The organism is Kocuria sp. CPCC 205263 (assembly GCF_040981075.1).
Lineage (GTDB): Bacteria > Actinomycetota > Actinomycetes > Actinomycetales > Micrococcaceae > Kocuria > Kocuria rosea.
The window spans coordinates 333,130-346,981 of record NZ_JAVKPV010000001.1 but is presented as its reverse complement, the minus strand read 5'-3'; the positions used below and the strand labels follow the sequence as shown (position 1 = coordinate 346,981).

Annotated in this window: 14 protein-coding genes and 1 pseudogene; 5 read left to right on the top strand and 10 right to left on the bottom strand. The window is 74.4% G+C overall.

Going from position 1 to position 13,852, the window contains the following annotated elements; translation table 11 throughout:
* Window positions 1-2 precede the first annotated feature (2 nt).
* Both RF647_RS01630 and RF647_RS01625 read right to left on the bottom strand, forming a co-directional pair.
* Window positions 3-1,013 carry a pirin family protein gene (locus RF647_RS01630; RefSeq protein WP_368810210.1) on the bottom strand — a complete coding sequence of 337 codons (1,011 nt, stop codon included), beginning with the start codon at window positions 1,011-1,013 and terminating at the stop codon, window positions 3-5.
* Entirely contained in the window at window positions 1,010-1,570 is a 561-nt protein-coding gene (locus RF647_RS01625; protein WP_368810209.1) for a carboxymuconolactone decarboxylase family protein, read from the bottom strand. The genes RF647_RS01630 and RF647_RS01625 overlap by 4 nt, the downstream gene beginning before the upstream one ends.
* A 233-nt stretch (window positions 1,571-1,803) precedes the next feature.
* On the opposite strand from RF647_RS01625, the gene RF647_RS01620 reads away from it, so the two are divergent.
* Complete coding sequence (locus RF647_RS01620; RefSeq protein ID WP_368810208.1) at window positions 1,804-2,100, top strand: DUF1540 domain-containing protein; 297 nt, start codon at window positions 1,804-1,806, stop codon at window positions 2,098-2,100.
* 149 nt (window positions 2,101-2,249) lie between these two features.
* Window positions 2,250-2,819: a hypothetical protein gene (locus RF647_RS01615; RefSeq protein WP_017833458.1), complete on the top strand. Its 570-nt coding sequence runs from the start codon at window positions 2,250-2,252 to the stop codon at window positions 2,817-2,819.
* Window positions 2,820-2,853: 34 nt separating this feature from the next.
* Here RF647_RS01615 and RF647_RS01610 read toward each other — a convergent pair whose 3' ends face one another.
* The 5 genes from RF647_RS01610 to RF647_RS01590 all read right to left on the bottom strand — a co-directional run bounded on the left by RF647_RS01610 (window position 2,854) and on the right by RF647_RS01590 (window position 7,295).
* Window positions 2,854-3,357 carry a metallophosphoesterase gene (locus tag RF647_RS01610; protein WP_368810207.1) on the bottom strand — a complete coding sequence of 168 codons (504 nt, stop codon included), beginning with the start codon at window positions 3,355-3,357 and terminating at the stop codon, window positions 2,854-2,856.
* Between the two features lie 5 nt (window positions 3,358-3,362).
* On the bottom strand, window positions 3,363-4,433 hold the full coding sequence (locus RF647_RS01605) for a HoxN/HupN/NixA family nickel/cobalt transporter (protein WP_368810206.1): 1,071 nt from the start codon (window positions 4,431-4,433) through the stop codon (window positions 3,363-3,365).
* An 81-nt stretch (window positions 4,434-4,514) separates the two neighbouring features.
* On the bottom strand, window positions 4,515-5,867 hold the full coding sequence (locus RF647_RS01600) for a rhodanese-like domain-containing protein (protein WP_368810205.1): 1,353 nt from the start codon (window positions 5,865-5,867) through the stop codon (window positions 4,515-4,517).
* 129 nt (window positions 5,868-5,996) lie between these two features.
* Window positions 5,997-6,383, bottom strand: coding sequence for a thioredoxin (gene trxA / locus RF647_RS01595; protein WP_368810204.1), 387 nt, complete (start codon window positions 6,381-6,383; stop codon window positions 5,997-5,999).
* Window positions 6,384-6,434: 51 nt separating this feature from the next.
* Window positions 6,435-7,295, bottom strand: a complete 861-nt coding sequence (locus tag RF647_RS01590; RefSeq protein ID WP_368810203.1) for a sulfite exporter TauE/SafE family protein — start codon at window positions 7,293-7,295, stop codon at window positions 6,435-6,437.
* Between the two features lie 251 nt (window positions 7,296-7,546).
* Between RF647_RS01590 and RF647_RS01585 the strand changes: the two genes are divergently transcribed.
* Together RF647_RS01585 and RF647_RS01580 are read left to right on the top strand one after the other, a co-directional pair.
* On the top strand, window positions 7,547-7,966 hold the full coding sequence (locus RF647_RS01585) for a DUF302 domain-containing protein (RefSeq protein WP_368810202.1): 420 nt from the start codon (window positions 7,547-7,549) through the stop codon (window positions 7,964-7,966).
* Between the two features lie 124 nt (window positions 7,967-8,090).
* Window positions 8,091-8,633: a type 1 glutamine amidotransferase domain-containing protein gene (locus tag RF647_RS01580; protein WP_368810201.1), complete on the top strand. Its 543-nt coding sequence runs from the start codon at window positions 8,091-8,093 to the stop codon at window positions 8,631-8,633.
* Window positions 8,634-8,766: 133 nt separating this feature from the next.
* Here the strand turns inward: RF647_RS01580 and RF647_RS01575 are convergent, their stop codons facing one another.
* The 3 genes and pseudogenes from RF647_RS01575 to RF647_RS01565 all read right to left on the bottom strand — a co-directional run bounded on the left by RF647_RS01575 (window position 8,767) and on the right by RF647_RS01565 (window position 12,557).
* Complete coding sequence (locus RF647_RS01575; RefSeq protein WP_368810200.1) at window positions 8,767-10,371, bottom strand: ABC transporter permease; 1,605 nt, start codon at window positions 10,369-10,371, stop codon at window positions 8,767-8,769.
* Window positions 10,368-11,323 (bottom strand): annotated as a pseudogene (locus RF647_RS01570) (ATP-binding cassette domain-containing protein). Before RF647_RS01570 ends, RF647_RS01575 begins: the two are co-directional and overlap by 4 nt.
* A 136-nt stretch (window positions 11,324-11,459) precedes the next feature.
* A complete protein-coding gene (locus RF647_RS01565; protein WP_368810199.1) occupies window positions 11,460-12,557 on the bottom strand; it encodes an acyltransferase family protein in 1,098 nt (365 codons plus the stop codon).
* A 288-nt stretch (window positions 12,558-12,845) separates the two neighbouring features.
* Here RF647_RS01565 and RF647_RS01560 point away from each other — a divergent pair, with 288 nt between their 5' ends.
* Window positions 12,846-13,814 carry a DUF5919 domain-containing protein gene (locus tag RF647_RS01560; RefSeq protein WP_368810198.1) on the top strand — a complete coding sequence of 323 codons (969 nt, stop codon included), beginning with the start codon at window positions 12,846-12,848 and terminating at the stop codon, window positions 13,812-13,814.
* Window positions 13,815-13,852: the final 38 nt, after the last annotated feature.

The window sequence follows — 13,852 nt, the reverse complement described above, 5'->3', positions numbered from 1 at the left end:
GCTCAGCCGCGGGGCCGCAGCTGGACGGTGGGCAGCGGCGGGGCCGGCAGCGGGGCGGGCTGCTCCGCCGGGTAGGGACCGAAGCGCGGGTACGGCGCCCCGTCCTCGTAGCCGCCGGAGGCCGGCGCGGGGGCCGGTTCGGCGTCGATCTCCGCCTGCCAGGCGGCGCGGTAGGCGACGACCTCCTCGTGGCTGCGGCCGACGAAGTTCCACCACATCACGATCTGCTCGCCCAGCGGCTCGCCGCCGATGAGCAGCAGCCGGACCGGGCTCAGGCCGGCCTCCAGCACCACGGGACCCTGCCCGGCCGGGAGGTAGGCGAGGTGGTCCACCGGCACGGGGGCGCCGTTGAGCGCCAGGTCGCCGGTGTCGAGCAGCACGCCGTGCTCGAGGGCCGGGTCCAGCTCCAGCTCCAGCCGGGCGCCGGGCCGCAGGGTGGCCTCGGCGGCCAGCAGCGGCGGGGTGAAGGTGTCCACCGGGGAGGTGCTGCCGGCCAGGGAGCCGAGGAAGACGCGCAGCTCCGTGCCCTCCCCGACCACCGGCTCGGGGGCGTGGTGCTCGAAGGTGGGTGCCATGTGGCGGGTCGCCTCCGGCAGCGCGTACCAGAGCTGGACGCCGTGCAGCAGCGTGGTGCCGGGGGTGGAGAACTCCTGGTGGGAGATCCCCCGTCCGGCGACCATCAGGTTAACCTCACCGGGCCGGACGATCGCGTCGTAGCCGGCCGAGTCCCGGTGGGCGATCCCGCCGGTGAACAGCAGGCTCACGGTGGCCAGGCCGGTGTGCGGGTGCCGCGCCACCCGCATGCCCCCCGACTCCGAGACCAGGTCGGGGCCGTAGTGGTCGACGAAGCACCACGCCCCGATGAGGCTGCGCTGCCGCTGGGGCAGGGTGCGGCGCACGGTCATCGCGCGGGGCCCGCCCAGGGGCACCTCGCGCGGGGCCAGCAGCTGCGCTCCGGCCCCGGCGGCCTCGGAGCACAGCAGCTCCTGCGGGTCCACGTCCAGGTTGGTCACGCTGTGCCCCCCGCGACGGTCGACGGGGTGCGCGGGGCGTCCGGCGCCGGCTCCTCCGCGGCCTGTTCTCCCGGGGGGTGCCCCTCCGGCGCGGCCGCACGGGGGCGGACCCGGTGGCGGGAGAGGACGGACACCCGGTTGAAGGCGTTGATCGCCACCGCCGTCCACTGCAGCGCCGAGTACTGCTCGTCGGTCAGCTCCGCCCGGGCCACCGCCAGCTCCGCCAACCGGGTCTCCTCGTCGGGCAGCAGGGCCACGGACTCCCCGATGGCCAGCGCGGCCCGCTCCAGGTCGTCGAAGAGCTCCGTCTCGCGCCAGGCGGGGAGCACCGCCAGCTTCTGCGCGCTCACCCCGGCCTCCACGGCGTAGCCGGTGTGCAGGTCGAGGCAGTAGGCGCACCCGTTGAGCTGGGAGACCCTGATGTTGAGCAGCTCCACCAGAGCCCGGGACAGCCCGGCGTCCTCGGCCGCGGCGGCGACCTTGCGCGCCAGGCCGTTGAGCGCGCGCCAGCTGCCGGGATCCGCCTTGTCGAGGTAGAAGTGGTCGCCGGCGCTCATGGGTTCTCCTCGGGGTTGTCGCGGCGCCGCCGGGCGGCACCGCCGTGCGTCCAGCGAATACCCCCCGGCGGTGCCCCGTCAAGGGCGGCGCCGCGGCGCCCGTCGGCCGACCCGCGGACATTGGGGCACGAAAAAATGCGCTATCCATCGTCCCTCGTGAGGCGCATCCTGGAAGAGCTTGTTCAGGCCGGGGCAGCAGGCTCCGGCCCGGAGATCCTCCTGGAGGAGAAGTCATGGCCACCACCGAGTTCGTTCCCGTCTCCGACTGCACCGTGGGGCAGTGCTCGTTCAACCACGACCACGAGTGCACGGCCCACGCGATCACCGTGACCGGATCCTCCGGCCACGCGCACTGCGGCACGTTCATCTCGCTGGGCCCCGACGGCGGCCTGCCCACCGTCCACGCCGAGGTCGGTGCCTGCCAGCGGTCCGAGTGCAAGCACAACGCGCACCTGATGTGCACCGCCCACGACGTGAAGATCGGTGCCGGCGCCGACGAGGCCGACTGCCTCACCTACCAAGCCGCCTGAGGACCGTCGGCCGCCCCGACCCCGGCCCCGGGCACCTGACCGGGGCCGGGGTCCCCGCCTGCCCGGGGGCGGACGTGCCACCGCGCCCGGGGCGCGGGACAATGGAGGGGCCCGCGCAGCAGCACGGGGCGACGAGAGGACGGTGCGCCATGGACGAGGAGATCCGGCTCAGCGGGGCCGACCACCCGCACGTGCAGATCCCCCGGCTCGGGGAGCTCGACGCGGTTTGGGCCCGGCGGATCGTGCTGGCCGTCGTGGCCAGCCTGGTGGTCGGGCTGCTGGGCGGCATCGCGGCCGCGCTCCTCCTGGGCGAGAGGGGGCTGCTCAGCCCGGTCCAGTGGGGACTCGTGGTGGGCGGGGCGGCCCTGCTGGTCAGCGGCATCATCCTCTCGCTCACCCGGGCGGACGACGCGCCCCGCAACGACCTCATGGACGCCCGCGCCCGGGCGAGCAAGGGGCTGCGGACCTCGGTGCGCCGCGGCGCCGTCCCGCGGGACCCGGTCCTGCGGGAGATGCAGGACTACATGGCGGTGGAGATGGTGCAGTACGCCTGGCCGATCCTGCTGACCGTCCCGGGCATGGCGCTGGTGGTGTGGGCGCTCTTCGTGCCCGTCCCGGCCGTGCTGGTGGCGCTGCTGCTCGTCCTGGTGTGGGCCGCGGTCCGGGTCAACGGGACCGTGGTGGGCCGGCGCTACTACCAGCTGCGGGGCCTCCTCTGAGCGCTCGGCCCGGCGGCGCCGGTGCCGCGGGGCGTCAGCGCCGCGGGAGGCGGACGAGCTCCACGTCGGTGAGCCGCCCGCCGTCGGCGACCGCCGTCAGATAGGTGCAGTGCGGCTGGCGCCGCCGGTCCGTGGGGGAGCCGGGGTTGAGCAGCCGCAGGCCCGCCGGGGTGGTGCTGTCCCACGGGATGTGGCTGTGGCCGAAGATCAGGACGTCGAGGCCGGAGAACGCCCGGTCCATCCGGGCCTCCCGCCCGGCGGCGGCACCGGTCTCGTGGACCATCCCGAAGCGCACGCCCCCGAGCGTCTCGCGGGCCACCTCGGGCAGCCGTTCGCGCAGCTCCGGGCCGTCGTTGTTCCCCCAGACCCCCACGAGGCGCGCGGCCCGCTCCTCGAGCCGGTCGAGGGTCGCGAGGTCGATCCAGTCGCCCGCGTGCAGCACCACCTCGGCGTCGTCGACGGCCCGCCACACCGCGGCGGGCAGGTCGCGGGCGCGCTTCGGGACGTGCGTGTCGGCGAGCAGGAGGAGTCGGACCATGACGATCAGCCTCGCACAGGGACCGGCCGTCCGTCGCGGCGGATCCGGTCCAGGCCCTTCGAGCCCAGCCAGACGACGCCGAAGAAGACGATCACGGCCATGCCGAGGAAGTTGAGGTCGACCGCCGCCACGAAGGCGAGCGCGCCGCCGGTCGGCTGCAGGAGCTCGGCGAGCACGGACAGCAGGCTCGTCCCACCGATCACGAAGGCGATGACGACCGAGACGGTGGTCACCGTGACGTTGTAGTTCAGCCGGCGGCGGGCATCCATCGAGGCCCAGCCGTAGACCCGGTTCATCAGGATGCCGTCGGCGCTGTCGAACATCGTCATGCCCGCGGTGAAGAGCACGGGCAGCACGAGCACCGCGTACCAGGGCAGCTCGGGGGCGAGCCCGCCGGCCATGACGAACAGCCCGATGGAGGCCGCCGTGTCGAGGCCGAGGCCGAAGAGGAAGCCGACGGGGTACATCCTGGCAGGGCGGTCCACCATGCGGGTCACGGGGTGCAGCACGCGGTGCAGCACGCCCCGGTCGGCGAGGTGGGCGTCCAGCTCGGCGGCGTCCAGGGCGCCGGTGCGCGCCGCGCGGCGGGCCCGGCGCAGCCGGAGCAGCACGGCGAGGTTGAGCACCCCGGCGGTGACGAGGAAAAGCCCGGAGACGGTGCCGCCCCAGATCCCCGCGGCCTGCCGCAGCCCGGAGCCCTCGTCCGCGAGGCCGCCGGCGAAGGCCTCCAGGCCGAGGGTCAGCAGCAGCACGGAGACGAGGACCACCGAGGAGTGGCCCAGGGCGAACCAGAAGCCGGTGGCCGCGGACTCCCGGCCCCGCGCCATCAGCGAGCGCGTCGCGTTGTCGATCGCGGCGATGTGGTCGGCGTCGAAGGCATGCCGGACGCCCAGGGCGTAGGCGCTGAGGGCGAGTCCCACGAACAGTCCCGTGCCCTCCTGGGGGGTGTCGGTGCCCAGGACGAGGGCGAGCAGCGTGCCCCAGCCTGCGACGTGCAGGAGGACGACCGCGGCGCCGATGACGGTGACGCTGCGCCGTCCGGCGGCGGACGGGGGGACGGTGCGGGAGGTGCTCACGGCGGGCCTTTCGCTGGGCTGGGGTGGGCTTCGGGGAGGGGCTGCGGGGGCCGGGGGCGCGCACCGGCCCCCGCGGCGGCGTCAGTTCTCCAGCGGCACGCCGGCCTCCTCGGCCTCGGCGAACAGGGCGTCGATGTGCACCGGGTCCTTGCCCGCGCGCTCGAGCAGGCTGGCGGCCACGCCCGAGCGGTAGCCGGAGCCGCAGTGGACCCACAGCCGGCCCGTGGGCACCTCGTCCATCCGGGGCAGCAGCTCGTGCAGCGGGATGTTGACCGCCCCGGGGAGGTGCGAGTCCTCGTACTCGTCCACCCGGCGGACGTCCAGGACGGTCTCGTCCTCGGGCCGCCCCTCGAGCATGCCCTTCCAGTCGACGCGCGGGTAGGAGGAGCGGGCCGCCCCGGGAGCGAGCTTCTCCGGGTCCTCGCCCAGCGCCGCGTCGGGGGAGTCGATGCCGATCCGCGACAGGTCCCGGATCGCGTTCTCGACGTCCGCACGCGACCCCACGAGGGTCAGCTGCCGGTCGTAGGGGAAGATCCAGCCCAGGAACGCGGTGAAGCTGGAGCCGTCGCCGTACTCGAAGCTGATGGTGCCCCTGAGGTGCTCGGCGGAGTAGGCCACCCGGTGGCGCAGGTCCACCACCCACTCGCCGGCCTCGAGGCGGGACCGCAGCTCCTCGGGGTCCAGGGAGTCGGGCACGGACAGGTCCGGCTCGGTGGGGCCGGCGGCGTTGGCCGGGCCCATGTGCACGTAGTAGTTCGGGTACGCCGTGAGGTTGCTGATGAGCTCGGTGACGAAGTGCTCCTCGTCCGGGTCGGTGTAGACGTGGTTGGTCCTGATCTGCTCGCCCAGGGTGGACTCGTCCGCGCCGGTGGCGGGGCCGGAGGAGCAGAAGGAGCCGAAGCCGTGGGTCGGGTACAGGGCTGCCCTCTCCTCGGCCTCCTGTGCCAGGCGGCGGGCGGAGGCGTACTGGTCGTGGGTCAGTCCCACCATGTGCTCGCGGCCCAGCAGGTCGGTGCGGCCCACGGAGCCGTAGAGGACGCTGCCGCCGGAGAACACGGCCTGCTCCTCGCCGTGCTCCACCACGAAGGAGAGGTGGTGGTGGGTGTGGCCGGGGGTGGCCACGGCCTTCACGGAGAGCTCTCCGACCTGCACGGTTTCCCCGTCGGCGATCGGGGTGCGCTCGAAGGAGACGTCGTCGGCGGCGTTGACGAGGTAGGCCGCGCCGTGCTTCCGGGCGTAGAGGCAGCCGCCGGTCAGGTAGTCGTTGTGGATGTGCGTCTCGGCCACGTGGGTGACCTTCACCCCGGCCTGCTCCACGGCGGCCTCGACGCGGTCGATGTCGCGCTGGGCGTCGATGACCAGAGCCACATGCCCGTCGTGCACGAGGTAGCTGCGGTCCCCGAGCTGGGGGGTGTCGATGACGGTGACGTCCATGGTGCGTTCCTCCTGGTGGTGCCTCGCGGCGCACCGCGGGGCATGGTGACGGTATCGGCGAGTTGTTACGGGAGTGTTCCAGGGGCGGGGCCACAGCGGAAGCGACGTGCCGGGGCCCCGCGCCGCGGCTCAGGCCTGCTGCCCGGTGCGCTGCCCGACCCGCTGCCGGGCGAGCTCGGCGTGGACCTCGGCCATGTCGAGGCCCTTGACCGCGGTGATGACCTGCTCGAGCCCGGCGGCGGGCAGGGCGCCCGGCTGGGAGAACACGAGCACGCCCCCGCGGAAGGCCATCAGCGTGGGGATGGAGCTGATGCCGGCGGCGGCGGCGAGCCGCTGCTCGGCCTCGGTGTCGACCTTGGCGAAGACGACGTCCGGATGCTTCTCGGAGGCGGCCTCGTAGGTCGGGGCGAACATGCGGCAGGGGCCGCACCAGCTCGCCCAGAAGTCCACGAGGACGATGTCGTGCTCCTGGACGGTCTCGGCGAAGGCCTGCTCGGTGAGATCGATGGTGGCCATGGGGAACTCCTGTCGGTGTGCGGTGTGTGGTGTGCGGGAAGAAGGGGGCGCTCAGGCCGTGAGGGGCGTGCGCAGCGGGCACCTCGGGACCGCGAACCAGCAGACGGCGGCGGCCGCGCCGGCGGCCGCGGTGATCCCGACGGCGAGTCCGGCCGCGCCGGGCAGCTCCTGGACCAGGACGAAGACGCCCATGACCAGGACGAAGATGCCGAAGCCCTTGCGCAGGGCGGCCTCGGGGATGCACCCGGCCAGCCGCGCCCCGACGAACGAGCCGGCGACCGCGGCGACGGTCACCGCGCCCACCAGGACCCAGTCCAGGGAGACCGTAGTGAGGTAGCCGGCGAGGCCGGCGAAGGACTTCATGGCGATGACCACCAGGGAAGTGCCCACGGCCACGGGCATGGACAGCCCGCCCAGCAGGGCGAGGGCCGGGACGACGAGGAAGCCGCCGCCGGCCCCCACCAGGCCGGTGACCAGGCCCACGACCAGACCCTCGGCGACGACCTTCAGGACGGGCAGCTCGCCGTCGTGGGTTGTTGCGGTGCTGTTCCTGCGGCCGCGGATCATGGCCAGGGAGGTCGCGACCATCATCAGGGCGAAGGCGACCGTCAGCACGGTGCCGGGGATGTAGCCGCCGGCCAGGCCGCCGAGGAAGGCCCCGGCCATGCCGGCCGCGCCGAAGACGAGCCCGGTGCGCCACTTCACGCGCCCGTTGCGGGCGTGGTTGACGGCGCTGACGGCGGAGGTCACCCCGACGACGAACAGGGAGGCCGCGATGGCCTCCTTGGGGTCCAGCCCGGCGACGTAGGTGAGGATCGGGACGGTGAGGATGGATCCGCCGCCGCCGAGCAGACCGAGCGAGAGCCCGATCAGCACCGACAGCAGGAGGGTCAGTACGAGGGTGACGGTCATGGTGCGTGTCCTTTGCTTCCCGCCGGCCGGGGCGGGGTGGTCAGGCCGTGGAGGGGTGCCGGGCGCTCCACCCGGCGTTCGTCGCGAGTATGGCAGATACCCTGGGGGGTATTTAACTACCCCCAGGGGTATCGAGACCGGGCGCCGGTATCGCCCAGCGAGAACCTGGCCGTCCCGCTCTTCCCTTTCCGCGCCCCGCGTGCCAACAGTGGAGTCCTGAGCAGGAGCCCGGACCGAGAAGGAGTGCCAGCTTGAGGTACACCAACGCCGTCGTCGTCCCGCTGCCCTACGCGGAGGCGGTCGAGCGGACGCGGGCCGCCCTGGCCGAGCAGGGCTTCGGCATCCTCACCGAGATCGACGTGCGCGCCACCTTCGAGAAAAAGCTCGGCGCCGAGGCCGCCGAGGGCGTGGGCGACTACGTCATCCTCGGCGCCTGCAACCCCGGGCTCGCCAGCAAGGCCCTGGCCGCGGAGCCCCAGCTCGGCGCGCTCCTGCCCTGCAACGTGGTGGTGCGCCGCGGCGCGGACGCCGGCTCCTCCACGGTCGAGGCCATCGACCCGCAGACCATGGTCCAGCTCAGCGGCAGCCCCGCCGTGCAGGAGGTCGCCGACGACGCCGGCGTCCGGCTGCGGGCGGCGCTCGACGTCCTCGGCGGTCTCCGGTCGCAGTAGCGGCCGCGGCGCCCCGGCACGGTTCCGCCGGACCGGCGGCTCCACCGGAGCCGCAGGTCTACCGAACGGACAGATCCACCCCATCCACAGATCCACCCCATCCACCGCACCCAGGAGGCAGTCCATGACCACCGACATCACCGGCAGGAAGATCGCGTTCATCGCCACGAACGGCGTCGAGGAGCCCGAGCTCACCGAGCCGTGGAAGGCCGTCCAGGAGGCCGGCGGCACCCCCGTGCTCCTGTCCCCGGAGCAGGGCACTATCACGGCGATGCAGGGGGACTGGGACCGCGCCGGCAGCTACGACGTCGACGGCACCCTCGCCGCGGCGAAGGCCGAGGACTTCGACGCGCTGGTCCTGCCCGGGGGCACCCTCAACGCGGACACCGTGCGCACGGACCAGGACGCCCTGCGCCTGGTCAAGGAGTTCGACGCCGCGGGCAAGCCGATCGCGGCCATCTGCCACGCCCCGTGGATCCTCATCGAGGCGGGACTCGCGCAGGGCAAGCGGCTCACGTCCTACACCTCCCTGGCCACGGACCTGAAGAACGCCGGGGCGGACTGGGTGGACGAGGAGGTCGTCGTCGACGGACGACTCGTCACCTCCCGCAACCCTGGTGACCTCGAGGCCTTCAGCCGGGAGACGCTCAAGCTCGTCGCGGGCTGACCCGCTCCGCGGCTCCGCCGCAGCCCGACCGCAGGGCCGCCCGGCTCCGCACGTGCCGAGGGGGCGCCCCCGGACGGCCGTCGACCCCGACGCCGCCCGGGGTCGCCCCCTCGGCGGTGGCCGGCCCGCCGGCTCAGGCCACGAGGTCCCGGCGGCGGAACCCGGCGGCGGCCGCGACCAGGAGGGCGAGCGCCAGCGCGGCGAGACCCAGCAGCGGAGCGGCCTCCCAGTCTTCGGAGGGCACGAGCGGCGTCAGCTGCACGGGCGAGAGGTTCATCGCCGCCTCCGGCAGGTCGAGCAGCAGGCCGAACCACGAGACGAAGACCACGTACGCGACCACGGCCCAGCTCAGCGCGGCGAACCGCGGGACGAGTCCCACCAGGGCGGCGGCGACCCCCGCCACCACGAGCACGGCCGGGGCGTAGGCCAGGGCCGCCAGGGCGAGCTCGCCGGTCCAGCGCAGGTCCCCGGTGGTGGCCGTGACCCCGGCGCCCAGCGCGGCCCCGGCCAGCAGCAGGGCCAGGAGGGCCTCCACCCCGACCACGGCGAGCCAGCCGAGCACCCAGCGCACCCGGTCGAGGCCCGTCGAGAGGAGCAGGGCCGTGCGGCCGGACTCCTCCTCGGAGCGCAGGCGCAGCACGCCCGAGACGGCGAACGCGACCACCCCGAGCGCGAGGTAGGACAGCGTCGCGGCGGCGAAGGACTCGGTGAGGGCGTCGAGGTCCATCACGAGCCAGTCGGTGATCGACGGGATGTCCGCGATGCTGTCCTCCAGCGAGTCGGCCAGCGAGCCGAAGGCCAGGCCGAAGAGGACGAGTCCGGCGGTCCACCCCAGGAACGTGCCGCGCAGCAGCCGCCGCGCCAGCCCGGTCGCGGAGAGCAGGGCCGCCCCGGCCGCCGCGGGCCCGGGGCGTGCCGGCCGCAGCCCGGCGCCCAGGTCCCGCCGCTGGGCCAGCAGCACGGCCGCCACCAGCAGCGCCGCCGTGAGTGCCGCTGAGAGCGTCAGCGGCCACCAGCGAAGGTCCACGTAGAGCCGGGTCTGCTGGGCCCAGGCGATCGGTGAGAACCAGGACAGCCACGAGCCGGTGGGTTCGACGACGTCCCCGATCCCGCGCACCAGGAAGGCCGCGCCGAGCACGGACATCGCCGTGCCGGAGGCGGCCCGTGCGTGCTCGGTGAGCTGGGCGGTCACGGCCGCCACGGCCCCGAAGACCAGGCCGGTGAGCGCCGTGGCCACGCCCCACGCCACGGCGTCGACCCCGCCCAGGCCCGCCGCGAAGAGCCCGGCGGTGATCCCGGCGCCGACAGCCGCGTCCGCCACGGCGACCGCTCCCAGGGCGGCCGCCGCCGGGGCGAAGCGGCCCACCGGCAGTGCGCGGACGACCTCGAGCCGCCCGGACTCCTCCTCGGCCCGCACATGCCGGCTCGCGAGCAGGATGCTCATGATCGCCGTCGCCACGAGCACCGACAGGCTCAGCTCGTTGACCGTCATGGCGCCCAGCGTGTAGTCGTCCGCGCCGAAGGCCGGGCCGGTCATCATCACGGCGGACGGGTTGTCCAGCAGGGCCGCCCGGGCCTGGCGGGCCTCGCCGTCCGGGAACGTCTTCTCGAGGGCGAGCACCGTCGCGGACACGGTGCCGGTGAGCGCGAGCACCCACACGAGGATCCGGACCCGGTCCAGGCGCAGATTGAGCCGGAAGAGCCGGCCGGTCGCGGCCCACGGCTCGGCGGTCCTCATCGGGGCGCCCGCACGTCCTGGCCGGCGCCGAGCCCGGTCCCGCCCGGGGCGGCGGGCTCGGCCGGGCGGTCGCCGTAGTGGCGCAGGAAGAGCTCCTCGAGCGAGGGCGGGGTGACGGTCAGGTTCTGCACGCCCAGGTCGGCGAGCGCCCGGAGCACCTCGGGACCCGGGCGTCGTCGACGTCGAAGCGCAGCCTCCCATCCTCGTGCACGAGGTGGTGCACGCCCGGCAGCCCGCCCAGGCGGCCGGGGTCGGCGGAGGTCGTGGCCGTGACGGCGGAGCGGGTCAGGTGGCGCAGCTGGGGGAGGGTGCCGCTCTCCACGTCCCGTCCGGCGCGGATGATGGTCACGGTGTCGCACAGCTTCTCGACCTCCGCCAGGATGTGGCTCGAGAGCAGGACCGTGCTGCCCTGCCCGCTCAGCCGGCGCACCTCATCCGTGAACACGGCCTCCATGAGGGGGTCCAGCCCGGAGGTCGGCTCGTCCAGGACGTACAGCTCCGCCTCGGCGCTCAGGGCGGCCACCAGGGCCACCTTCTGCCGGTTGCCCTTGGAGTAGCTGCGGGCCTTCTTCGTGGGGTCGAGCTCGAAGCGCTCGACGAGCTCGTCGCGGCGGCGCCGCCGCCGTCGTCCGCCGCGGATGCCGGTGAGCAGGTCCACGATCTCGCCCCCGGTCAGGTTGGGCCACAGGTTCGTGTCCCCGGGGACGTAGGCGGTGCGGCGGTGGATCTGCACGGCGTCCCGCCAGGCGTCCAGGCCGAGGACCGTGGCCGTGCCCGCGTCCGACCGGAGCAGGCCCAGCAGCACCCGGATCGCCGTGGACTTCCCCGAGCCGTTGGGGCCCAGGAAGCCCGCGACCTGCCCCGGTGCCACGGTGAGGTCGAAGCCGTCCAAGGCCGCGGTGGGGCCGAAGGTCTTGACGAGCCCGCGGGCCTCGATCACCGGGGTGTCCATGGGTGCTCCTGACGGGTCGGGGCCGGCGGCGTCGCGCCCGCCTGCTCCTCACGGTAGGCACCGCCCCGGTGCCGGACAAGGAGGCCCGGGGGTCCCGGGCGCGCCGTCCGGGCGGCGGGGGCGGGATCCGGTGCGGTCACTCCGGACGGCGTCCCTCGACTGCCGCGGGCGAGGGTGCCTGCGCGCCGGCGGAGGGAACCCGCCGGTCGGGCCGGTCGCGGGGGTCGAGCCACGCCTTGGCCCGCAGGGCGGGCTTCTCGACGAACGTCCACGACAGCAGCGCCAGGGGCAGCGTCAGGAGGACGACGAGCAGGGAGTTGACGGCGACGCCCCACGACGCCGTGCCGAGCAGCACGAGGAGCTGCTGCACCGGGTACGCGTAGATGTAGACGCCGTAGGAGAGGTCGGTGCGGGTGGTCCAGTTCCGGGACGGGGCGGCGCCGAGGCCGAGGAGCAGCACGGCGAGCGGCAGCTGCCCGTACAGGTCCGCCCAGCCCTGGTCCGTCAGCACGGCGTAGACGACGCCCGCCCCCGCGATGTGCACCCAGGTGGGCCGCCACGTCCCCGCCCAGGCCCAGACCGCCGCGCCCGCCAGGAAGTAGCCCACCAGCCGGGCGCCGTTGAGCCAGAGGTGGCTCGTGACCTCCAGCGGGCCCTCGACCAGGGGACGGAGGACGAGCACGACGAGGAACAGCGCCGGGAGCACCCACCGGGCGTGCCGCGCCGCGACGGCGAGGCTGAGGACGAGCCCGATCAGCACGTAGGCGAGGGTCTCGTGGAACAGCGTCCAGAGCGAGCCGTTCCAGGAGTCCGGGGCCGGGACCCGGACCAGGGTCCCGTCGATGCCCCACTGCGAGATCCTCAGGTCCCCGTTGCTCAGCACGAAGCCGGCGGCGGAGGCCAGGTCGAGCGACGTGCCCTCGAGCGCGGCCGCGAGCGGCGCGAAGACGGCGGCCACCACGAACAGGCTCACCAGGAAGGCCGGGTAGATGCGCAGGAACCGCCGCCAGAGGTAGGGCACCAGCGTGGTCCGCACCCTGCTGTCCGCGATGAGGTAGCCGCTGAGCACGAAGAAGCCGTTGACGGCCACGTCGGACAGGACCTCGAGGCTCGGGCCGTCCGCGCCGGTCAGCGGCCAGGCGTGGCCGACGATCACCAGGGACGCCAGGCCCAGGCGGAGGGCGTTGAGGCGGTTGTGACGGTCGCCGAGGCGGTCCCGGAGTGTCGTGGCCAAGAGAGGTGCCTTCCGCCGGAGGGGGCAGCGCGGCCGGTGCGGTCAGCTGCTGGGCGTGGGGCCGGTCCCCGGGGCGGGAGCGGTCGTGACGCCGGGCCCCCACCCGCCCGACTCCGAGTTTAGGTATGCAAACGCATGGTGGGGCACGGTGCCGCAGAAGTGGGGACGGAGCTCCGGACGGGCGCGGCGCACCGGCTGTCACAAAATGCCCCGGTGCCCACGGTGCTAACGCCCAGGTCAGGAGCCGTGCCAGGGTGGGAGCAGAGCCGCTCGAGGAGGGGGAGCCCCGTGCTGGAGATCCGCAGTGCCGCCCAGGACCGGGCCGGGGGTGACGGGTGGCGCGCCGCCGCACGCACCGTGCCGGAGCGGCGCCCGGTCACGGCGCCGGTCGTGCTGGTCGGCCTCGGCGCGGCGCTCGTCGTCGTCGCCCTGGTGGCCGGGCGGGCGTGGTCGGAGGTGCTCCTCGACGCTGGGGCCGTCCTGCTCACCGTGGGCGGTGTGGGGCTGCTCCTGGACGCCGGGCTGGCGCGCTGGCGCGGCTCCTGGCCCGTCGAGGCGCAGCGTCCCCCGGTCCCCGCGCCGACGGCGGCCCGCGACGACCGGCTCGGCCTCGTGGGGGTCCGCGAGGAGCTCGACGCGGTCGACGTGCTCCGGGGCGTGCAGCCCGGACAGGAGATGTGGTGGATGGACACCTTCCCGCTGACCCTGGCCGGCGACCTGGACGCGATCCACAAGGCGCTCGACGCCGGGGTCCGCGTCCGGCTGCTGGTCCTCGACCCGAAGTCGCCCGCGCTCGCGTCCCGGCTCCGCGAGATCCGCCACCACTACGGCCTCTCGCCCATGGACCTGCGGCGCAGCTTCGACACGCTGGTCCACCAGCTCCGGGCCCTCGGTGAGCTCGATCCCCTGGTGGCCGAACGCCTGGAGGTGCGGGTCTACGACGGCCTGCCCGGAGCCCCGATCTTCCTGGTGCTCGGGGATCCCGCCGCGGCGGAGGAGCCAGCGGCGGACCCGGGCGCGCCGCAGGTGCTCCGGGCGTTCAGCAGCTACTTCCTGCTCGACGCGAGCCAGGACATGCCCTATCTGGAGTGGCGGGACGGGCCGTTCGCCGACCGGCTGCACTCCTACGCGCGGCACAAGTGGGCGGAGGGGCACACGGTGTTCCCGACCGAGCCCGCCGACCGCTCCGCCTCGGCGTTCAACGTCCGGCCCGAGGCGGCGGCGCGCCCGGCCCGGGGGAGCGCCGAGGGCTCCTGAGCGCCCGGCCCGGCGTCACCTGTGGCGGTGAGCACACA

Excerpts from the sequence above, each read along its gene's own strand:
- RF647_RS01610 (WP_368810207.1), bottom strand. The coding sequence starts at position 3,357 with ATGGTCCGACTCCTCCTGCTCGCCGACACGCACGTCCCGAAGCGCGCC.
- RF647_RS01600 (WP_368810205.1), bottom strand. The coding sequence starts at position 5,867 with ATGGACGTCACCGTCATCGACACCCCCCAGCTCGGGGACCGCAGCTAC.
- trxA (WP_368810204.1), bottom strand. The coding sequence starts at position 6,383 with ATGGCCACCATCGATCTCACCGAGCAGGCCTTCGCCGAGACCGTCCAG.
- RF647_RS01625 (WP_368810209.1), bottom strand. The coding sequence starts at position 1,570 with ATGAGCGCCGGCGACCACTTCTACCTCGACAAGGCGGATCCCGGCAGC.
- RF647_RS01590 (WP_368810203.1), bottom strand. The coding sequence starts at position 7,295 with ATGACCGTCACCCTCGTACTGACCCTCCTGCTGTCGGTGCTGATCGGG.
- RF647_RS01620 (WP_368810208.1), top strand. The coding sequence starts at position 1,804 with ATGGCCACCACCGAGTTCGTTCCCGTCTCCGACTGCACCGTGGGGCAG.
- RF647_RS01575 (WP_368810200.1), bottom strand. The coding sequence starts at position 10,371 with ATGAGGACCGCCGAGCCGTGGGCCGCGACCGGCCGGCTCTTCCGGCTC.
- RF647_RS01580 (WP_368810201.1), top strand. The coding sequence starts at position 8,091 with ATGACCACCGACATCACCGGCAGGAAGATCGCGTTCATCGCCACGAAC.
- RF647_RS01615 (WP_017833458.1), top strand. The coding sequence starts at position 2,250 with ATGGACGAGGAGATCCGGCTCAGCGGGGCCGACCACCCGCACGTGCAG.